A 20,571-nucleotide genomic window follows, 5' to 3' on the forward strand; every position below is an offset into this window, starting at 1 on the left:
AGTTATCATTCCTTCCGATTTTCGACTTATGGTAAAGTCGAGATAGTTATGTACGATTTAGGAGTGATGCCGTGTGTTACGACAACTGATGACTGTATTCAATGACCAGCTTACGACCGATCCGAATGTTTATTGCCAGGAACAGTATAGCGTATATCGCCTTGAAGATGGACTCTGTTTTGGAATCAAGGCGACCGCCATCTCTGACCGCGAACAACAACTGCTTGATGTATTCGCTGAACGCATCATTACGACGTCGCGGTCTGATATCGATCTATGGCGAGAGCGTATCCAATCTGCTCATGCCCTCGAAGATCAGTCGTTCCGACTTGTCCATTTTTTGTTCAATCCAACCGATGAACGGACAAGTGAAGAAATTCAACAATTGCTCTCCTCTTTCTTTTCGCAGACGAGCATCCTTATTCCTTTTAGCACACACCGCTTCACGGTCGTCGAACGCGAAGAGTTTGTCATTGAGTCTGAACTATCCGATTTATTTTTAGCGTTACAATCTGATTTTGTACTCGACGGTAAGGTATTGCTTGGTCAACAACGTGCTGCAGGCGATATCGCCGTTCAGTTCCAACTTGAACAAGCAGCGCTTGCTTTCGTTCCTTCGATGCACATCGAACGCTTCTTGCCTGCCATGATTCGTCTTGCGAGTCTAGATGACCGGCACCGCGCGACACTCGTCGATCAGTTCATTCGTTCCCTCGAGCCAGAGTCTCGTGAGACAATCCTTGCTTTTTGTCGATCTAATTTGAACGTCTCTCTGACAGCAAAACATCTATTCTTACATCGAAATAGCCTCCAGTATCGACTCGACCGGTTGACGGAGCAGACTGGAATCGATGTTCGCTCATTTGAAGGTGCTACTTTCCTCTATACCTTACTTCTTGTAGCATGATGCCTAATTGAAAACGTTTGCATTTAGTCAGGTTGTCCATAGGCAGACTCCCTGACTTCTTTTATACTAAATCTTGTAAGCGTTATTATTTCATCATTTACATTAGGGGGAACTACACATGGCTGAAATTCGTCTTGAACATATCGATAAAATCTACTCAGGTGATGCAAAAGCGGTTGATGACTTCAACCTTCACATTAAAGATAAAGAATTCATCGTCTTCGTCGGACCATCAGGTTGCGGTAAATCAACGACGCTCCGGATGATCGCTGGGCTCGAAGAAATCTCAGGTGGGGATTTCATCATCGACGGTAAACGCATGAACGATGTAGCGCCAAAAGATCGCGATATCGCGATGGTCTTCCAAAACTACGCGCTGTATCCACACATGAACGTCTTCGATAACATGGCATTTGGATTAAAGCTTCGGAAGTTCCCTAAAGATGAAATCAAGCAACGCGTTGATAACGCAGCTCGTATCCTCGGTCTTGAAGAATACCTCGAGCGGAAGCCAAAAGCACTCTCTGGTGGTCAGCGCCAACGGGTAGCGATTGGTCGCGCCATCGTTCGTGATGCTAAAGTCTTCTTGATGGATGAGCCGCTCTCGAACTTAGATGCTAAATTACGTGTACAAATGCGTAAGGAAATCATTCAGTTACACAAACGTCTTGAGACGACGACGATTTACGTTACGCACGATCAGACGGAAGCGATGACGCTTGCGACACGAATCGTCATCATGAAAGCGGGTATCATTCAACAAGTCGGTACGCCGAAAGAAGTCTATGATCACCCAGATAACATGTTCGTTGCCGGATTCATCGGTTCACCATCGATGAACTTCTTGACAGGTAAATTAGCGGAAGACGGTCTCTTCCACGTTTCAGGAACAGAAGAGAAGTTCGAAGTACCAGAAGGAAAAATGAAAGTTCTCCGCGACCGTGGTTACACGAACAAGGATCTCGTCCTCGGAATTCGTCCAGAGGACATCCATGCGGAATTGATCTACCAAGACACGAAAACAGCACACCGCTTCCCAGCACATATCGAAGTCTCCGAATTGATGGGTGCAGAGTCTTACCTCTACTCAAAAGTCGGACAACAAGCGTTCACGGCACGTGTTGATTCGCGTTCACACGTCGAGATGGGATCGCAGCTTGATCTCTTCTTCGATATGACGAAAGCACACTTCTTCGACTCTGCGACGGAAGCAACGATCCGTTAATCGCATCATCGATCAGTTACGATGTTTCAGACTGTCCTTTTAAGGGCAGTCTTTTTTATTGACAGACGTTCCTGTAACTTTGTATGATACTGCTTGTAGCTTAAAATTAATCCTATTCGAAAACTAGGAATTGAAATCATTCATTTATAAAGGAGAGAGCGCTATGAAACACGGTTTGAAATTAGCTGTAGCAGCATTATCGACAGCGGGGGTGCTTGCAGCATGCGGCGCTTCGAACGACAACGCAGGTTCTGATAAAGAGTCAAAAGTCATTACAGTCGGTACAGAAGCAACGTACCCACCTTTCACGTATAAAGAAAAAGGAAAATTGACAGGTTATGACGTAGACGTCATGAATGAAGTCGCAAAACGTGCCGGCTATAAAGTCGATTACAAAGCGATGGACTTCAAAGGACTCATCCCAGCACTCGATTCAAAACGAATCGATGTCATCGCGAACCAAATGGGAATCACGCCTGAGCGCCAAGAAAAATACGCTTTCTCTGATGCGTATACAGTCTCTGGTTCAACGATCATCGTCAACAATAAAACGAACGACATCAAAACACTCGACGACTTAAAAGGAAAGACAGTCGGTTCGACACAAGGTTCACTTTATGCCAAAACGGCTGAAGAAGCTGGCGCGAAAGTGAAGTACTACAAAGGTGCGAACCAAGTCTTAAAAGATCTTGAAGCAGGTCGTGTTGATGCTGCTATGAACGATCGTCTCTTCGTTTTAACGGAGCTGAAAAAAGCAGGCTATAAAGTCAAAGCGGTCGGTGAGACGTTCGATAAGAACGAATCAGGCTTCATGATGGCGAAAAACAGCAAGTATACAGAAGACTTTAATAAAGCACTCGCTGAGATGCAAGAAGACGGCACTCTTGCAAAAATCGGTGAGAAGTATTTCAACGAGGATATCAGTAAGTGAGTGAATTACTGACGATCGTCCGGGATAACTCGGACGTCTACGCAAAGGCGATTGGTACGACCCTTCTAGCAAGTGGTCTCGCCATCGTCTTTGCGCTTATTCTCGGGTTGATTCTTGCCGTCATGCGTGATAGCCGTCTTGCCGTCTTTAGCGGTTTTGCACGTTTATACGTCTCCTTCTTCCGAGGAACACCATTGCTGTTACAAATCCTGATTTTATACAATGGTCTCGTTGTCCTTCAATTGACTGGATTCCAAGCTCTCGCTTTCGGCTTATCGCTTCACTTTTCTGCGTATATCTCAGAATCGTTCCGAGCTGCCATCTCCTCTGTCGATCGTGGACAATGGGAAGCAGCTGATTCGCTCGGTATTCCGCGTCGTAAGACATTCAAGGACGTCATCTTGCCGCAAGCACTATCTCGGGCGATTCCACCGCTTTCGAACTCTGTCATCGATATCATCAAATCGACATCACTCGGTACGATTGTTGCTGTCGAAGAATTGACATACGTCTCTGACCAGATTTCAGCTACGACGTATCTCGTCATGCCGTTGCTGCTATTCTCAGCTGCGATTTACTGGATCATGTCAACGCTCATTCAAAGTGTTCAACATCGCTTAGAGGCACGATTCAGCATTCCAGAATGAATTTTCCACACTTGGAACCGTCAGGATTTCAAGTGTGTTTTTTTAGATTTTTTTAGGTTTAGCACTAGGCAATCCGGGAATAATCAAGTATACTAATAAAAATCAGAATTATCTGACAACTTATAAAGGAGCGTGGCCGAGATGAAACAAGTAATTGAAGCTTTCCGTAGACAAGATGCAGAGCAGCGAATTCCAGTGCTACGTCTCGAAATCGATTATGAGCTCAGTACGCTCTTCGATGCGATTCAAGCCAATGACCAAGCTGCCATGTCAGCAAGTAAAGATCGTTTAGATAAATACCGTCAGGAGATGCTTCGCTTAGAAGCTTAACCTCATAGATTCCCCCATCTCTCCTCCCCCTTGAGATGGGGCTTTTTTTGTTTACTTTTTGACATATGTTCTATACGTAAGCGAAAGAAAGGATCGCTTCCGGATGATATATCGGAAACGATCCCCTCACTTTATTTCGCTAACGGACAATTTACGCATTGATCCGCTTCTATCTCAAAATCAATTAATCGACGTCACGACCACGTGATGCCTTCAAAATCTCAAACCACTGTTCGCGTGTCAACGACAATTTCGTCGAACGAACCGCAGATTCGATGCGTTCAATCTTACCAGAACCAACGATTGGCATGATACGTGCTGGATGTTTGAGCAACCATGCATATGCGACTTCGTCGATTTCTTCTGCCCCGATCGTCTCTGCGATCTCAGCTAATTTTTCGCGTAACGGAGCATATTGCTCGTCCTTGAAGAGACGACCGCCCGCAAGCGGACTCCATGCCATCAACGGCATCTCATTTTCATGACAGAGATCAACGGATCCGTCCTCGAAATGTTTCAGTTCCGAAACCGACAACTCGAGTTGGTTCGTCACGAGCATGAATGGTAAGCGCGACTGAATCAGACTTTGTTGCGCAGGTGTATGGTTCGAGAGACCGAATGTCCGTACCTTTCCTGCGTCCTTCAACTCTACGAACGCTTCAGCAATCTCGTTCGGGTCCATCAACGGATCTGGACGGTGAATCAACAACGTATCCACGTACTCGACACCGAGTTCTTGAAGAGAACGGTTGACTTGTTTGATGATATGCTCTTTCGTCGTATCGTAGAATGACAACGACTGATCCGAGAAATGATTCCCTTTCATCTTGATGCCCGTCTTCGTAACGATCTCCATTCGGTCACGTAACTCCGGTTTTAAAGCAAGCGCTTCTCCGAATAAGCGTTCATTCGTGTAATCGCCATAGATATCTGCGTGATCAAACGTCGTAATTCCTAAAGCAAGACATGCTTCGATCAATTCAAGCCGCTCTTCTTTCGTCATCTCCCATTCATTCAATCGCCATAAGCCGTGAATGATGCGTGAGAATGATAAATCTTCTGTTAGTTGAATCCGTTTCATCTATCTTCCACTCCCCTATCGTATAAACTCTATCTTGTTTACTGTACCCCAAAATGGTACCGGTTGCACGGATTTCACTTTTTGATGCTCTCAGACAAAAAACAGGACCCCGTCGATGACGTGATCCTGCATGGGACTTATTGAATTTGTTCGACTTCTTGCATGACTTCATCTTCGATTTGCTGACGTTTCCGTGTCGTCTCAGCAGCATCTGGTGACGTGACGCTGAAGTAGAATTTGATTTTTGGTTCCGTACCCGATGGACGAAGGCAGAACCATGATCCATCGCTAAGCGTAAACTTCAGTACGTTGGATTTTGGCAAGTTGATCGGTGAAGGTTGATGTGTCTTCAAATCGTGGGCGATGCTCGCATCATAGTCCTCGAATAAGACGACCTGTTCTCCAGCCACTTGTTTTGGCGGATTCTCACGGAACGTATCCATGATACGACCGATCTGTTCCACGCCATCCTTCCCTTTGAGTGTCAGAGAGCGGAGTGACTCTTCAAAGTACCCGAACTGCTCGTAAATCGCCTGTAATGCCTCATAGAGCGTCCGTCCTTCTTTCTTATGGTACGCAGCCATCTCAGCAGCTAACAAGCACGCTTGGACGGCATCCTTGTCTCGGCAGAAGTCACCGATAAGGTAACCATAGCTCTCCTCGTATCCGAAGAGATACTCATATTGACCCGATGCGTTGTATTGTTTGATTTTTTCCCCGATGAACTTAAAGCCTGTCAACGTGTTCTCGACATGAAGATCATAGTGACGTGCAATCAACGCGCCGAGTTCCGACGTAACGATCGTCTTCGCGACGAATCCGTTCGCTGGCAGTGTTCCTTGCGCCGCTTTTTGTGAAAGGATGTAGTCGAGCAATAACGCTCCCGTCTGATTCCCTGTCAGGACTGTCCATTCTCCGTCTGCATCACGTGTTGCGACTCCGACACGGTCAGCATCGGGATCCGTCGCAATCAAGATGTCGGCATCTGTCCGGTCACCATATTCGATCGCCAGTTTAAAGGCAGCATGTTCTTCCGGGTTCGGTGACGTCACGGTCGGGAACGCACCGTCTGGTTCTGCTTGCTCCTTAACGACTGTCACGTGTTCGAATCCATACCGTTTCAAGCCTTCTGTTACCGGCACAAGACCTGTTCCGTGAAGTGGTGTGAAGACGATTTTAAGTGGATCCGCTAATTCCGATTGAATCGAAGGTAAGACACGAATCGTTTGTAATTTTTCTTGATACGCCTCGTCGAGCTCTTCTCCGACACGGACGATCAAACCGTTCGCGCGAAGGACTTCTTCTTGCTCAAGTTCAATCGATAGCTCATCTTCGATTTGGCTGACGTACGAAACGAGTTCATCTGCTTCTTTTGGCGGAAGTTGTCCACCGTCATCTCCATATACTTTGTAGCCATTGTACTCTGGTGGGTTGTGACTCGCCGTGATGACGATCCCGCCCGCCGCTTGTAAAGACCGAACCGCAAACGAAAGTTCCGGTGTCGGACGTAGACCGTCAAACAGATACGCTTTGATGCCGTTGCTTGCGAGCGTACGTGCCGCCTCTAGCGCAAATTCTGGTGAGAAATGGCGTGAATCGTGTGCGATGACGATTCCTTTTGCTGCCGCTTCTTCCCCCGACGCCTTAATGAATGCCGCGAACCCTTGTGATGCTTTTCGGACCGTATATACGTTCATCCGGTTCGTCCCGACACCGATTTCCCCACGCATACCACCTGTTCCGAACTCGAGTTCTTTATAGAATGCTTCTTCGGCTGCTTTTTCATCCGTTGCTAACGTGACTAACTCTTCTTTTAATGTACTGTCTAAATCAGCGAACTGATCCCATTTTTGGTAGGTTTCTTTCCATGACATGGTAAATCGACTCCTTTTTGAATGAGGGTAAGACTTGCGATGATGCGATACCTTTCATATGATTAACACTAGAAAGGGTAAGGTGATGAGGCATGTTTCCTACGATTCAAATGGCAGATCTTCAACAGCTCGTCCGAACGGATCAGATTCGCTGGTTTGACTGCCGATATGACTTGCAACAACCTGAATATGGACGAAATGCTTTCTTGGAACAACACGTCGAAGGTGCACAGCACCTGGATTTAACAACTGACCTTTCCGGTCCCATCGATGAGGTCGGCGGTCGGCATCCGCTTCCTTCAAAAGAAGCGTGGCAACACACACTGGAACAGCATGGTGTGACACCGGACGACTTCGTCGTCTTGTATGACGATGGTTTTCCGTATGCCGCTCGTGCCTGGTGGTTATTTAAATGGATCGGACATGAGCGTGTCGTCGTCCTTGAGGGCGGATTCTCCTCTTACCTAGCGTTCGATCTTCCGGTCACGGACGACGTTCCTACTTATGAACCTTCTCAGTACGCGCCTCGTTTTCAAGATGAGATGCTCGTCTCGTTCGAAGAGTTGAAAGATCAGCTGACAGAAACGATGGTCATCGATTCCCGTGCGCCCGATCGATACCGTGGAGAAATCGAACCACTCGATCACGTCGCCGGCCACATTCCAGGTGCCGTGAATTGTTTCTTTGAACAAGCACTCTCACCAGATGGTCGCTTACGGGACGCGGAAGATTTGAAAGAATTGTACGCCGACATCCTACCGGTCACAGCCCCTATCCTCTATTGTGGAAGTGGTGTGACAGCGTGTGTCAATGTCATCGCTCTCCATTCACTCGGGAAAACCGATGTCCGGCTTTACGCCGGCTCTTATAGTGATTGGGTCAGCCGTGGTGAAGATGTCTCCCGTTCGTAAGCATCAGACACTGACAGAAACATCTGTCAGTGTCTTTTTGTTCAGAGTTGAATCGGTTTGATGTTCCAGATCGCATTCGCATACTCTTTAATCGTGCGGTCACTTGAGAACACACCTGACCGTGCAATATTAAGAATGACGCGTTTATACCATTCTTCTGGTTGCTGATACATCCGATCGATTCGTTCTTGCGCTTGTTGATACGACATGAAGTCTTTCAGGATCAGATACTCATCATTATACGTCAATAATGAATCGTAAATCGCTTGGAATTCACCTGGAGCAAATAATGTTCCATCGACGAGACTATCGATGATCCGTCGTAGCTCGGGTTGGGCACTGTATTGATCGTATGCACTGTAACCGCCGTATTGTTTATAATTCATGACTTCTTGTGGTGTTAAGCCGAAGATGAAGATGTTCACATCCCCGACCTCGTCTCGAATTTCGATGTTCGCTCCGTCGAGCGTTCCAATCGTCAAGGCGCCATTCATCATGAATTTCATGTTGCCGGTTCCAGAGGCTTCATAACTTGCAGTCGAAATCTGTTCACTGACGTCACTTGCCGGGAAAATCTTCTCAGCAAGCGATACACGATAGTTTTCTAGGAAGACGACTTTTAAGTATGGACTGACGTCTGGATCCTGATTGATCAAGCGAGCTAACGCATTGATATAACGAATGACTTCTTTTGCATAATGATAGCCTGGCGCCGCCTTTGCACCAAAGATGAATGTCCGCGGTGTCATCGTGAAGGAACGGTCCTCCTTCAGACGATAGTAGAGCGAATGAATGTGTAACGCATTCAAGAGTTGACGTTTGTACGCATGCAATCGCTTGACTTGAACATCAAAAATCGAGGTTGGGTCCACGACGATACCGGTTTCTTTTTCAATGAGCAACGCTAATTCTTCTTTGCGCTGAAGTTTGATCTCGGCGATGTCCTTCTGTAATGCTGAATCCTCTGCCCATTTCGTCAACTTTTGCAAATCAGACGGATGCTGAATCCAACTATCCCCGATTGCTTCTGTCACACGATTTGCCAGTGCTGGGTTTGATGAGAGGAACCAGCGACGATGTGTAATTCCGTTCGTCTTATTATTAAAGCGAAGCGGAAACATCTCATAAAATAGGCGCATCTCGCGCTGCTTCAGAATCTCAGTATGAATCTGAGCGACACCATTCGTCGAATGCGTGCCGACAACAGCCAGATTCGCCATATTGATCCGGTCATCCGCGATGATGGCGATATCTCGCATATGCGCTTCCATGTGTGGATAGTTCGCAAGCACATCCTTACAGAAGCGTCGGTTGATTTCCTCGATGATGAGGTAGATGCGCGGTAATAAGCGACGGAACAAATCGATCGGCCAGCGCTCGAGTGCTTCTGACAGTAACGTGTGGTTCGTAAACGACATGACACTCTTCGTGATGCGCCATGCTTCTTCCCAGCCAAATCCTTCTTCATCGACAAGAATCCGCATCAACTCTGGAATCGCGACGACCGGATGTGTATCGTTGATATGGATAGCGATATGGTTGCCGAGTTGCTTCAATGAATGATTTCGCTTTTTAAAGGACGTTAAGATACTCCGTAATCCAGCAGAGACGAAGAAATATTGTTGCTTTAGACGCAGCTCTTTTCCTTCATACGTCGTATCATCCGGATACAGAAATTCTGAAATCGTCTGAATCGATTGTTTATGTGCCAGTAAATCTTTATAGTTCCCACGGTATTGGCTAAGTAATTCATCATCATCAAGTGGAGACTCAGCACTCCAAAGTCGCAGGTTATTGACGACATTGTTTTGATAGCCGACGATCGGCATATCGTACGGAACAGCACGGACGATTTCAGCCGGTTCATGATGGACGCGATATCCATCACCGACCTCTTCAAGCCAAACGTGTCCACCGAATGGAACATCGACTGCTTTATCAGAACGTCTGATTTCCCACATGTTTCCGTTCTTCAGCCAGTTATCCGGTAACTCGACTTGATAACCATCGATGATTTTTTGCTTGAAGAGACCATACTGATACCGGATTCCGTTCCCGTGTCCAGGAAGACCGAGCGCAGCAAGGGAATCAAGGAAACACGCCGCGAGACGTCCGAGACCCCCGTTCCCAAGTCCAGGTTCCGGCTCTTCTTCCGTCAAATCACTGAGCTGATATCCGAGTTCTTCAAGTCCCCGCTCGACATCCTTTAAGACATCAAGACTCAATAGATTGTTATGCAGGAAACGTCCGAGTAAAAACTCGAGTGAGAAGTAATAGACTTGCTTACTTTTTTTATGGATATATGTTTCCTTCGTCCGTAACCAATCGGTCGTGACCGTCTCGCGTACCAGATAGGCAAGTGTCTGATAGATATCGTTTTCTGTTGCTTCCGTTATTGCCTTGCCATGCATCGAAACGAATCGTTCCGTAAACCTCTCCTTGAACTTCTCTTTATCTTTGAACATGACGTAACCCCTTTTCCCAGTGATACGATCAAGTGGCGGACGGTGCAATCAAACGATATAACGCCAAGTATTCGTCGGCTGAACGCAACCAACTGAAGTCTTCATTCATCGCTGTCTCAATCAAATGATCAAAGACTGGTCGATCATGATACACCTCAATCGTACGTTTAATCGCTTCTAAAAACTCATGTGCATTATAATTCGCGAACGAGAATCCATTTCCTTCTAATGTGAACTGATTGAACGGTTTGACCGTATCACGGAGCCCACCTGTTTCCCGAACGACCGGTAAACAGCCATACTTCATCGAAATCAACTGACTGAGACCACACGGTTCAAAACGCGATGGCATCAAGAAGGCATCACTGCCCGCGTAGATCCGTTGTGCGAGACCAACGTCAAATCCGATATAAGAAGCGATTTTGTCTGGACGAATCGATGTCGCATGATGGAACAATCCTTCATATTCCGCTTCACCCGATCCGAGAATGATGAACTGCGCATCGAGTTCGAACAAGTCTGGTAAAATATGCGCGAGTAAATCGATTCCCTTTTGGTCGACAAGACGAGATACGAAACCGAACAATGGTACGTCCGGATTGATTGGGAGACCTAGTTCCTCTTGTAAAGCCGCCTTGTTTTTTGCTTTTCCTTCCGTGACGGTATCAACGGAATACGTCTCAACGAGATGCGTATCATGCGCAGGATCAAATTGACGATAGTCGATCCCGTTCAAGATGCCACGCACGTCGACAGCGCGATGTTGCAAGACCGGCTCAAGTGTCTCACCGTAATACGGATCCATGATTTCATCACGGTACGTTGGACTGACTGTCGTGATTTGATTGGAGTGGACGAGTCCTGCCTTCATGTAATTGACGAGCCCGTTATGAGCAATCCCATCCGCTGTGAAATGTTCATGACTCAAACCAAGTAAGTCACCAAGCACTTCTTCCGGGAAGACACCTTGGTATTGTAGATTGTGAATCGTAAAGACCGTTTTAATGTCTTGATAGCGCTCGAGGTGTTGATAATGGATGCGTAAGAACGCTGGAATCACACCTGTTTGCCAATCGTGACAATGGATGACGTCCGGTACTTCCTTTCGATCCAAATGTTGAATCATCTCAAGGACAGCACGTGAGAAATACGCAAACCGTTCCGCATCATCGTAATGTCCATAAATGACGCCATCCCGTTTGAAGTAGTACTCATTATCGATGAAATAGAACGTCACACCATCTTGTTTCAGACGGAGAACTGCACCGAATTGCTGGCGCCAGCCGACAGGCACGATGAAGTCGAATAAAAACTCCATCTCTGATTTATACTGTTCCTTGATTTGACCATAATTAGGTAAAACGACTGAAACGTCTGCACCTTCCTCAGCAAGCGCTAAAGGGAGCGAGCCGACGACGTCAGCTAGCCCCCCTGTCTTGATGAAGGGTGTCGCTTCCGTGGCAGCAAACCATACCTTCATAAGTGACATCTCCTTTAAACGATTGTTTGTTTTTTGATGACGATTGGTTCTTCTGCCGTTCCGCGGATGACTTGACCGCGTTTGACGGTGACTTCTTTATCGAGAATCGCGTACTCAACGACCGCGCCTTCTTCAATGACTGATTTTTGCATGATGATCGAATTCTTGACACGAGCGTGTTTACCGACTTTGACACCACGGAACAAGATGCTGTCCGTCGTCGTTCCTTCTAATTTACAGCCGTTCGCGACAAGTGAGTTCTTGATGTCAGAACCCGGTAGATAACGTGTCGGTGGCTCATGCTTGATTTTCGTATAGACGTGCTGGAAGTCATTGATTGCTCCCCATTGTTCAAGCAACAGCATGCTCTCACGATAGTATGAACGAAGCGAGTGAATGACTTGTGATGTACCACTGTACTCATAACCGTGCACGTGTAGACGGTTCAGTTGCGAACGAATGATACTCTGAAGTAAATCGTACTCACCACGAGCAATCGCTTCATCAATTAAACGAACAAAGAGATTTTTCGATAGAACGACCGTCTCCATATAGAACGTCTCATCCGTCGGCTGGAATCCGCGTGATCCAATCGCTGTCACGCGATTCTGTTCACCAAAACGGATCGGGCGGCAGTATTTACAAGGTAGCTCACGCTTCGTATAGACGACCGTAATATCCGCATTCGATTCTTTATGTTCACGTAATACATCGCGATAATCCACCGCGGATAAGATGTTTGAACCAGAGACGACGACATAGTTTTCCTTACTGCGAAGGAAAAAATCACGGTGAAGGTGGAAGTTCGATAGATCCCCACGGAACTCGTTCGCATCTTGTGACAATGCAGGTGGGAAGATATAGAGTCCACCGTTTGAACGGTCAAGATCCCACTCTTTACCAGATCCAAGATGGTCCATCATGCCCCGATATTTCTCGAGCGTAAAAATCCCGATGTTCGCGATATCGTTTTGTACCATGTTCGTTAATGTAAAATCGATCAACCGATAACGCCCTGCAAATGGAACTGCTGCCAAGTTGCGATGTTCTGTCAATTCTTTAAAAAATCCTTCTTCACCACTCAGATTGATGACGCCTAATAGATCGACCTTCATTTCGTATATCCCCCTTATTGAATCGCTTCTTTGATGACTTCGTTCTTTTTGACGATACTGTCTGCTTCAATGACGAAAACTTCTCCGTCCGGAGAACCAATCGTTGCACCATCTTCAACGATCACGCCATCTGCTAAGATCGCCCGGTGAATCGTGACGTCTCGTCCGATTTTGACGTTCGGGAAGATGACTGAGTCTTTGACGAGTGATCCTTCTGCTACATCGACACCATAGAAGAGAACCGAATGATTGATTTCTCCTTCGATGTGGCATCCTTCGTTGATGATCGATGTCTCGACTGTCGCAGCGTTTCCAATGTATTGTGGTTGCTGATTCGGGTTGACCGAATGTACTTTCCATGATGGTTCATACAAATCGAATTCAGGCTCTGCCGTCAATAGATCCATATTTGCTTCCCAAAGGGATTGAATCGTCCCGACGTCTTTCCAGTATCCTTTGAATTTATACGCACGGATATTGAGATTTTCAAAAAGCATGTTCGGGATGATATTCTTACCGAAGTCAAAGCTTGATTCCGCATCGCCGGCATCTTGAATCAAGTGGCGTTTTAAGATGTCCCAGTTAAAGACATAAATCCCCATCGATGCAAGATTTGATTTCGGGTTTTTTGGCTTTTCTTCGAATTCATTGATTCGTAAGTCATCGTCCGTATTGAGGATACCAAATCGCGGTGCCTCGTCCCATGGTACTTCACGTACGGAAATCGTGACATCAGAACCTGTCACACGGTGTTCCTCAATCATCTTTTCGTAGTCCATTTTATAGATATGGTCGCCTGATAGAACAAGAACATATTCAGGGTCAAATTGGTTGATATAACTCATGTTTCGATAAATAGCATTTGCTGTGCCCTCATACCAGTTTTTGCCGTTCTGTGCTTGGTATGGTGGAAGAATTGTTAATCCGCCATTACGACGATCCAAATCCCATGGACTTCCGATGCCAAGGTATCGATTCAACTCTAATGGTTCGTATTGCGTCAACACGCCAACTGTATCGATTCCTGAGTTCGTACAGTTCGAAAGTGGGAAATCAATGATCCGGTATTTTCCTCCAAATGCAACAGCTGGTTTCGCAGTGTGTTTCGTCAAAGCTCCCAGACGTTTCCCTTCTCCGCCTGCAAGTAACATCGCAACGACATTCTTTTTAGCCATTTCGTCCCCTCCATTTATGCTCTTTTTTTACAGATGACTCGCGTTCTAAAATCCACAGATACTTCTATATACCCAATCTTTTCTCTTTTTAATATAACATTCCTGCAAAATAGGTTTATTAAAATACAAAAATCGAAAAAAAATCTATTGATTTCTCCATAAAAGACCGATAATAGGAATGAAATGGCTTTTTGAAAGGAGTTCTCATGCGAATTACGACAGGATATCTCGTCTTACTTGGTCTTACAATGATGCTTCTGTTTTCCTTATTTTCAATTAAAGATGAGTTAAAAACAGCACGCACACTTTTTTTCTGGGCCGATGAACAGACGACACGACATCCACTGACCTCCTACCAACCAATCACCGTAACCTATGAAAACAAACGGGTCGAGCTCTATGACGGATTGCGACGGGATGACTTAACACCTCGAACATTGCCGAAAAAAGTCGAGCAAGCGTTTGTTGCTATCGAAGATCAGCGTTTCTATCAACATGACGGATATGACATCACAGGAATCTTACGCGCGTTTACGAAAAACCAGTCTGATTCTAAATCTCAAGGTGGCAGTACGATCACACAACAACTAGCAAGAATGACATATCTAACAAACGAAAAAACATATACTAGAAAAATAAAAGAGTTGTTAATTGCTGTGTCTTTGGAGCAAAAATATTCGAAAAAAGAACTGATGACAGCGTATGTCAATCAAGCCTATTTCGCGAATAATATTTATGGCATCGAACTTGCCGCAAAATCATATTTCAATAAGCCGGCACGCGAGTTGAGTTGGTCTGAAATCAGTTTTCTGACAGCAATTCCGAATAATCCTTCTCTTTATGACCCGCTGCGCTTTCCTGAAAACACAAAAAAACGTCAGCAACGAATCGTTCAAGCGTTAATACGCGATCGTGTACTGACGAAAGATTTTGCTATTTCTCGTGTGTCGCCTCGATCCTATAAACCGAGTGTCCCTTATCCGGACTATATCGATGCCACCGTTCAAGCTGCTGTTCGGATGACCGCTCAAAAAAAGGGTTGGAGTGAGAAGCATGCTGCAGAATATCTGCATCAACAAGGTGCGGTCATCTCGACATATCTCGACTCAGCAGAACAACGACGGGCTAAGGAAGCTCTTCGCAATCTACCCAACCCGATTGAGGGGGCTTATGTTGGCATCGACGGACAAACACACGGGGTCACGGCTCTTGTCGGCTACAAATCGAATTTGACAGGTCAGTTCAACCGAGCAGTGCAGTCGTACCGACAACCTGGTTCAGCCATCAAACCGTTACTTGTCTACGGTCCTTACCTTGAGAAGACGAAAGCCCGCTTGTCGAGCACGTTAGACGGTAGTCCCGTCTGTATCGATGGATACTGTCCGTCAAATAGCGGAAATCGAATTCTCGGACAAGTAACGATTGCCGATGCGATCGCTTATTCCTATAACACACCAGCAATTCGAGCATTTGCTGTCTCTTTCCGGGAAGGATTGAAGTCCATCCGTCCATTCCAGTTTAGCCAATGGACACGTGAGGATGATGCCTTTACGAGTGCCCTAGGTGGGTTGCAATACGGGATCAGTCCATATGAACTGACGAACGCTTATTCCGTATTCGTCAATGACGGGATCTATCGACCGGCATCGATGATCAAAAGTATTACGCTTAAAAATGGAACGGTCGAACGACCACAAGAAAAAGAACAACGGATTTGGTCCAGTCAGACGAACCGGGAATTACGGGCTGGTTTAAAGAATGTCATGACGTATGGAACGGGACGCAAAGGATATGATTCCTCTGCGCGCTATATCGGAGGAAAAACAGGAACGACGAACGATAACAAAGACATGTGGTTCGTCGGTATTAAAAATCAACATATCGGAGGGATTTGGCTAGGGGCAGATCGCCCGCGTCCCTTCCCTGTTGAGGCGAATGCAACGTTACAAGTCCAGACGTGGGCGACGATTTTACGTCCTTAAGTCAACTCGGAAATAAAATCGCTTCCCCGAACGAATTGAATAAAGTCAGACCGACCCACGATAGACCAGCAAGCAGAACACCCCAGGCTAAGAAAGAAAAGATAATCAAACCGACGGCTCCTGCTGCACTCGTCATTTTACTAATTTGTACCGTGTAAAAGATAAAATAGATGAAAAAAGACACAAGCAACACGATTCCGACATGCAAGAAGGACGTCATGAAGGCAAAGCTGACACAACCTCCGATAAGTAACAGAATACTACCCGGACGTAACATGCCGAGTGTCGTACCCTCTTGTTCCTTGATAAAAAAGGCAAAACCGAGCTGATTGATCGTATCTGACAATAGTTTAAGTGAACTAAAGATCATGAAGTAAACGATCAAAAAACCAAGCCAAACGACAAGCTTCGTATCGCGTGCCGTCAAGAGTTGCAGTAGTTCATCGTACACGCCGACTTGATCGAGCCAATGTAATGCAAGTTCCGTCGTTGCAATCGCAAGGGACGTACTAAATAACAAGATGCTGATCAGCGGAGCATAACTTAATAGGTAAACGTTCGTACGCATGTGGAGTCTCCATTCATAGAAAATTCATATGTAGCACACAATTTCACTTACAGGTATACTATAATAGATTATATCGGTTCAAGAGACTGAAGGGGGAAACAAAAATGGCATTTATCTTAATGGTCGGCGTAAGTCTTGCGTTTTTGACAGCAATCTTCACTGCAGGCTACAACAAAAAACCTGAAGGTAACGAATAATTCATAAAAGCTCCATCCTGATTCAGGATGGAGCTTTTGCTTTATAGAAGACCTGCGTATCCTTGCTGACGCAATGCTTCATAGACGATGATCGCTGCCGTGTTCGAGACGTTCAGTGAACGAACGAGATTCGATTGGGGTAGACGGATACAACGCTCTGCGTTCGCATCGATGACTTCAAGCGGCAATCCTTTTGTTTCCCGACCAAAGACAAAGAAATAATCCTGTTCGACATCCGATAAGTCGATCTGGCTCGGGTACTGTTCTCCATATTTCGTAATATAGTAGAAAATACCTTCCGGATGCTTCTCCCACAGTTCTTCTAACGAATCATGATAACGGACATCGACGAATTCCCAGTAATCGAGACCCGCACGTTTAAGTTGCTTATCGTCCGTCGAGAAGCCGAGCGGTCGGATCAAGTGAAGGACGGAATGCGTCGCTGCACATGTGCGTGAAATATTTCCTGTATTTTGAGGAATCTCCGGTTGATACATAACGACATGAATAGCCATGGTTCAATTCTCTCCTATCTCATGCGCTAAAAGCGCTTCTTTATGGGCAATCCCACTTGCAAAACCCGTCAGTTTACCAGTCGCCCCTATGACACGGTGACACGGATAAATTAACGCGATCGGATTCCGGTTCAAGGCACCACCAACGGCTCGTGCTGCCTTTGGTTTCCCGATCATTCGAGCCAGTTCACCGTAACTGATCGTCTGACCAAACGGAACGGTTCGTAAAGCGTGCAACACTTGCTCCGCAAACGGTGTGACACGCAACTGACAAGGAAGTGCATCAAGCGCTTGTCGATCGCCTCCTGCATAACGATCAAACGCCATGCGCCAAGCTTTCGGTAATTCACCGTCGTCGGTTTCTTCTTGCAAATAGGTTCGAGCACGCTCTTCATTCAATCCAAAATCGAGATACACGATGTGCTCTTTTTCCCATGCGACGAGCAATGTACCAAACTCATAAGTGAGCTGTTGAAATGGCATCTGCTTCCCCCCACTCCTCAAGTAACCGTTGTCCTTCTGTCTGCACATCCACTGCAGTATCGGCTAAAAGACGTGATTCGATATATGACTTTTCTTCAATTCCACCAATTCGACCGACTGCCCAGAGTGCAAGCGCCCGCATGTCTTCCCGGGCATCCGTTTCTGTCATTAACCGTAGCGCCTCAATCGCGCTCTTGTCTCGATAATGGACGAGCGCACAAATCGCATTACGCTGAATCGGCTTTTTTCCACGCCATGCGCCAGACAACGTACCGAACCGGCTCTTGAACTCACGGTTACTCATGGATAAGAGTGGAACTAAGAGCGGTTTGACTTGTTCTGGATCCGGCTGCAGTTCAGCGTGATGTGTCGCATTCTTCTTCCGGTTATACGGACATACTTGCTGACACGTATCACAACCGTATAGACGGTTCCCAAGCGCCATTCGGAATGGTTCTGGTAGTAATGTTTTCGTCTGCGTCAAAAACGAGATACACCGTTTAGCGTCGATGACGCCAGGTTCAACAAGCGCATCCGTCGGACAAGCGTCGATACACTTATTGCATGTCCCGCATAATTCTTCGACTGGCTGGTCCGGCGGTAGGACGATATCTGTAATCAGTTCACCAAGATAGAGATAGGATCCGTGCTCCTCACTGATGATCGAGCAGTTTTTCCCACTGAATCCGATACCTGCTCGTTCTGCTACTGCACGATCGACGAGTTCTCCTGTATCGACCATCGAGCGCGTCCTTGCACCTGGACTCAATTCTTGAATTTTTTCTTCAAGTAACGTCAAGCGTTGTCGCAACGCCTGGTGATAATCCAGTCCCCAGGACGATCGACAAAAGATTCCCCGTCGCTCCCCTTCCTTGCCACGAGGTGCACTTTTGAGAGTACTTGGATACGCGACCGCAATGGCAATGATCGAAGCGGCATCTTCAACGAGTAGAGACGGTGTCGTTCGAAGATCGAGATCGGGCTCTTCAAAACCAGAAGCGAATCCTTTTTCTTGTTGCGCTTGCAGGCGACGTTTTAAGACAAGAAATGGATCAGCCGTCGTCACCTTCAATTCATCAATCCCAATCTCTGCTGCGTACTCTTGTAAAGCCAATTTCAATTGCACACCATCCATCACGATCTACTCCTTTCCTCGTTAAAATCCCGTTCCTAAACAAAAAGAGCAAGGTGTCAGCGAAAACGACACATTGCTCTTTTTTAGTAAGCGGGTGAAGGGAATCGAACCCTCGTCATCAGCTTGGAAGGCTGAGGTTTTACCATTAAACTACACCCGCATGATCAGGTGAAACATCAGATTGTGTAAAAAGTATAAAGCGGGTGAAGGGAATCGAACCCTCGTCATCAGCTTGGAAGGCTGAGGTTTTACCATTAAACTACACCCGCAAGATACCGGTGGTCGGAATCGAACCGACACTCCAAAGGAACACGATTTTGAGTCGTGCGCGTCTACCAGTTCCGCCACACCGGCACAATCTCTTGCAAAACTATTTAATTGAGAAATAGTTGGAGGCGCCAGTCAGAATCGAACTGACGATAAAGGAGTTGCAGTCCTCTGCCTTACCACTTGGCTATGGCGCCACTCATTGGAGCGGAAGACGGGATTCGAACCCGCGACCCCGACCTTGGCAAGGTCGTATTCTACCACTGAACTACTTCCGCTTGAAAAGCTGGGCTGGAAGGGATCGAACCTTCGCGTGCTGGAATCAAAATCCAGTGCCTTACCACTTGGCTACAGCCCAATAATAAGAGGGCGACTGATGGGAATTGAACCCACGAATGCCGGAATCACAATCCGGTGCGTTAACCACTTCGCCACAATCGCCATGGTAAACAGGGGCAGCAGGAATCGAACCCGCGCTGACGGTTTTGGAGACCGTAGTTCTACCGCTAAACTATGCCCCTATGGTGGTGGGGGGGGGCGGATTCGAACCGCCGAACCCGAGGGAGCGGATTTACAGTCCGCCGCGTTTAGCCACTTCGCTACCCCCCCACAAATGGGAAAATCATGTTGTTAATAAAGATGGTGGCTTTGGACGGAATCGAACCGCCGACACAAGGATTTTCAGTCCTTTGCTCTACCAACTGAGCTACAAAGCCTTAACAATGGCGGTCCTGACGGGATTCGAACCCGCGATCTCCTGCGTGACAGGCAGGCATGTTAACCGCTACACCACAGGACCGTATGTAATTGCGGGGGCCGGATTTGAACCGACGACCTTTGGGTTATGAGCCCAACGAGCTACCAGACTGCTCCACCCCGCGACGCTATAAATGGTGACCCGTACGGGATTCGAACCCGTGTTACCGCCGTGAAAGGGCGGTGTCTTAACCGCTTGACCAACGGGCCATTATGAATTGAAAGTGATGATGGCGGAGAGCAAGGGATTCGAACCCTTGAGACGCTTTTGACGCCTACACGATTTCCAATCGTGCTCCTTCGGCCACTCGGACAGCTCTCCATTGTACGTGGTGAAGAAGTAATAAATGGCTCCGCAAGTAGGATTTGAACCTACGACCTACCGGTTAACAGCCGGTTGCTCTACCGCTGAGCTATTGCGGAACGATCGCCTGGCAGCGTCCTATCCTCACAGGGGGAAGCCCCCAACTACTTTCGGCGTTCAAGTGCTTAACTTCCGTGTTCGGCATGGGAACGGGTGTGACCAC

17 protein-coding genes, 15 tRNA genes and 1 rRNA gene are annotated in these 20,571 nt (G+C 46.7%); 7 read left to right on the forward strand and 26 right to left on the reverse strand.

Translation table 11 applies throughout. The features are described 5' to 3' along the window. Window positions 1-73: 73 nt before the first annotated feature. The 5 genes from KNQ06_RS11310 (at window position 74) to KNQ06_RS11330 (ending at window position 4,040) form a co-directional block, all read left to right on the forward strand. Entirely contained in the window at window positions 74-907 is an 834-nt protein-coding gene (locus KNQ06_RS11310; protein ID WP_214768882.1) for a PucR family transcriptional regulator, read from the forward strand. 118 nt (window positions 908-1,025) lie between these two features. Next, window positions 1,026-2,132 (forward strand): ABC transporter ATP-binding protein, encoded by a 1,107-nt coding sequence (locus KNQ06_RS11315; protein ID WP_023467334.1) that lies wholly within the window; start codon window positions 1,026-1,028, stop codon window positions 2,130-2,132. Between the two features lie 163 nt (window positions 2,133-2,295). Continuing rightward, on the forward strand, window positions 2,296-3,063 hold the full coding sequence (locus KNQ06_RS11320; protein ID WP_047396216.1) for a transporter substrate-binding domain-containing protein: 768 nt from the start codon (window positions 2,296-2,298) through the stop codon (window positions 3,061-3,063). Beyond that, window positions 3,060-3,710, forward strand: coding sequence for an amino acid ABC transporter permease (locus KNQ06_RS11325; RefSeq protein ID WP_023467332.1), 651 nt, complete (start codon window positions 3,060-3,062; stop codon window positions 3,708-3,710). Before KNQ06_RS11320 ends, KNQ06_RS11325 begins: the two co-directional genes overlap by 4 nt. Window positions 3,711-3,851: 141 nt before the next feature. Next, the gene (locus KNQ06_RS11330; protein ID WP_023467331.1) at window positions 3,852-4,040 is read left to right on the forward strand and encodes a hypothetical protein; all 189 of its coding nucleotides are present in this window, start codon (window positions 3,852-3,854) and stop codon (window positions 4,038-4,040) included. A gap of 184 nt (window positions 4,041-4,224) precedes the next feature. Here KNQ06_RS11330 and KNQ06_RS11335 read toward each other — a convergent pair whose 3' ends face one another. Further along, complete coding sequence (locus tag KNQ06_RS11335; RefSeq protein ID WP_215148209.1) at window positions 4,225-5,121, reverse strand: aldo/keto reductase; 897 nt, start codon at window positions 5,119-5,121, stop codon at window positions 4,225-4,227. Window positions 5,122-5,258: 137 nt separating this feature from the next. Then, entirely contained in the window at window positions 5,259-6,995 is a 1,737-nt protein-coding gene (locus KNQ06_RS11340; protein WP_149426894.1) for a phospho-sugar mutase, read from the reverse strand. A 92-nt stretch (window positions 6,996-7,087) separates the two neighbouring features. Here KNQ06_RS11340 and KNQ06_RS11345 point away from each other — a divergent pair, with 92 nt between their 5' ends. Continuing rightward, window positions 7,088-7,906 (forward strand): sulfurtransferase, encoded by an 819-nt coding sequence (locus tag KNQ06_RS11345; RefSeq protein ID WP_149426893.1) that lies wholly within the window; start codon window positions 7,088-7,090, stop codon window positions 7,904-7,906. A gap of 41 nt (window positions 7,907-7,947) precedes the next feature. Here the strand turns inward: KNQ06_RS11345 and KNQ06_RS11350 are convergent, their stop codons facing one another. Genes KNQ06_RS11350 through KNQ06_RS11365 form a run of 4 tightly spaced genes read right to left on the reverse strand, consistent with a single transcriptional unit; the run spans window position 7,948 to window position 14,141 of the window. After that, complete coding sequence (locus KNQ06_RS11350) at window positions 7,948-10,371, reverse strand: glycogen/starch/alpha-glucan phosphorylase (protein ID WP_214804345.1); 2,424 nt, start codon at window positions 10,369-10,371, stop codon at window positions 7,948-7,950. Between the two features lie 28 nt (window positions 10,372-10,399). Continuing rightward, window positions 10,400-11,851: a glycogen synthase GlgA gene (gene glgA / locus KNQ06_RS11355; RefSeq protein ID WP_149426891.1), complete on the reverse strand. Its 1,452-nt coding sequence runs from the start codon at window positions 11,849-11,851 to the stop codon at window positions 10,400-10,402. Window positions 11,852-11,865: 14 nt separating this feature from the next. Continuing rightward, the gene (glgD, locus tag KNQ06_RS11360; RefSeq protein ID WP_023467325.1) at window positions 11,866-12,966 is read right to left on the reverse strand and encodes a glucose-1-phosphate adenylyltransferase subunit GlgD; all 1,101 of its coding nucleotides are present in this window, start codon (window positions 12,964-12,966) and stop codon (window positions 11,866-11,868) included. Window positions 12,967-12,980: 14 nt separating this feature from the next. After that, window positions 12,981-14,141: a glucose-1-phosphate adenylyltransferase gene (locus KNQ06_RS11365; RefSeq protein WP_023467324.1), complete on the reverse strand. Its 1,161-nt coding sequence runs from the start codon at window positions 14,139-14,141 to the stop codon at window positions 12,981-12,983. A 206-nt stretch (window positions 14,142-14,347) separates the two neighbouring features. Between KNQ06_RS11365 and KNQ06_RS11370 the strand changes: the two genes are divergently transcribed. Next, complete coding sequence (locus KNQ06_RS11370; protein WP_050677725.1) at window positions 14,348-16,123, forward strand: transglycosylase domain-containing protein; 1,776 nt, start codon at window positions 14,348-14,350, stop codon at window positions 16,121-16,123. Window position 16,124: 1 nt separating this feature from the next. Here KNQ06_RS11370 and KNQ06_RS11375 read toward each other — a convergent pair whose 3' ends face one another. The 20 genes from KNQ06_RS11375 to rrf form a co-directional block, all read right to left on the reverse strand. Then, window positions 16,125-16,691: a DUF5366 family protein gene (locus KNQ06_RS11375; RefSeq protein WP_029340917.1), complete on the reverse strand. Its 567-nt coding sequence runs from the start codon at window positions 16,689-16,691 to the stop codon at window positions 16,125-16,127. 238 nt (window positions 16,692-16,929) lie between these two features. Then, window positions 16,930-17,403 carry a tRNA (uridine(34)/cytosine(34)/5-carboxymethylaminomethyluridine(34)-2'-O)-methyltransferase TrmL gene (gene trmL / locus KNQ06_RS11380; protein WP_023467320.1) on the reverse strand — a complete coding sequence of 158 codons (474 nt, stop codon included), beginning with the start codon at window positions 17,401-17,403 and terminating at the stop codon, window positions 16,930-16,932. 3 nt (window positions 17,404-17,406) lie between these two features. After that, window positions 17,407-17,886: a methylated-DNA--[protein]-cysteine S-methyltransferase gene (locus KNQ06_RS17100; RefSeq protein ID WP_149426890.1), complete on the reverse strand. Its 480-nt coding sequence runs from the start codon at window positions 17,884-17,886 to the stop codon at window positions 17,407-17,409. Next, window positions 17,861-19,021: a tRNA epoxyqueuosine(34) reductase QueG gene (gene queG / locus KNQ06_RS11390; protein ID WP_214724339.1), complete on the reverse strand. Its 1,161-nt coding sequence runs from the start codon at window positions 19,019-19,021 to the stop codon at window positions 17,861-17,863. The genes KNQ06_RS17100 and queG overlap by 26 nt, the downstream gene beginning before the upstream one ends. An 89-nt stretch (window positions 19,022-19,110) precedes the next feature. Beyond that, window positions 19,111-19,181: transfer RNA gene (locus KNQ06_RS11395), tRNA-Gly, on the reverse strand. Between the two features lie 38 nt (window positions 19,182-19,219). Then, a tRNA-Gly gene (locus tag KNQ06_RS11400) sits at window positions 19,220-19,290 on the reverse strand. A gap of 4 nt (window positions 19,291-19,294) precedes the next feature. Beyond that, a tRNA-Leu gene (locus tag KNQ06_RS11405) sits at window positions 19,295-19,375 on the reverse strand. Window positions 19,376-19,411: 36 nt separating this feature from the next. After that, window positions 19,412-19,485 (reverse strand) — tRNA-Cys (locus KNQ06_RS11410). 6 nt (window positions 19,486-19,491) lie between these two features. Beyond that, window positions 19,492-19,566: transfer RNA gene (locus tag KNQ06_RS11415), tRNA-Gly, on the reverse strand. A gap of 8 nt (window positions 19,567-19,574) precedes the next feature. Further along, a tRNA-Gln gene (locus KNQ06_RS11420) sits at window positions 19,575-19,646 on the reverse strand. Window positions 19,647-19,656: 10 nt separating this feature from the next. Further along, window positions 19,657-19,729, reverse strand: a tRNA-His gene (locus KNQ06_RS11425). Between the two features lie 9 nt (window positions 19,730-19,738). After that, window positions 19,739-19,809: transfer RNA gene (locus KNQ06_RS11430), tRNA-Trp, on the reverse strand. Window positions 19,810-19,813: 4 nt separating this feature from the next. After that, a tRNA-Tyr gene (locus KNQ06_RS11435) sits at window positions 19,814-19,897 on the reverse strand. Between the two features lie 31 nt (window positions 19,898-19,928). Continuing rightward, window positions 19,929-20,004, reverse strand: a tRNA-Phe gene (locus KNQ06_RS11440). 7 nt (window positions 20,005-20,011) lie between these two features. Next, a tRNA-Asp gene (locus tag KNQ06_RS11445) sits at window positions 20,012-20,087 on the reverse strand. A gap of 8 nt (window positions 20,088-20,095) precedes the next feature. After that, a tRNA-Met gene (locus tag KNQ06_RS11450) sits at window positions 20,096-20,169 on the reverse strand. A gap of 10 nt (window positions 20,170-20,179) precedes the next feature. Beyond that, window positions 20,180-20,254: transfer RNA gene (locus tag KNQ06_RS11455), tRNA-Glu, on the reverse strand. A gap of 21 nt (window positions 20,255-20,275) precedes the next feature. Beyond that, window positions 20,276-20,366 (reverse strand) — tRNA-Ser (locus tag KNQ06_RS11460). Between the two features lie 26 nt (window positions 20,367-20,392). Continuing rightward, window positions 20,393-20,467, reverse strand: a tRNA-Asn gene (locus tag KNQ06_RS11465). A 6-nt stretch (window positions 20,468-20,473) separates the two neighbouring features. Next, a 5S ribosomal RNA gene (gene rrf / locus KNQ06_RS11470) occupies window positions 20,474-20,571 on the reverse strand; the annotation flags it as partial.

Origin of the sequence: Exiguobacterium sp. s91 (genome assembly GCF_018618915.1) — a bacterium.
GTDB lineage: Bacteria > Bacillota > Bacilli > Exiguobacteriales > Exiguobacteriaceae > Exiguobacterium_A > Exiguobacterium_A abrahamii.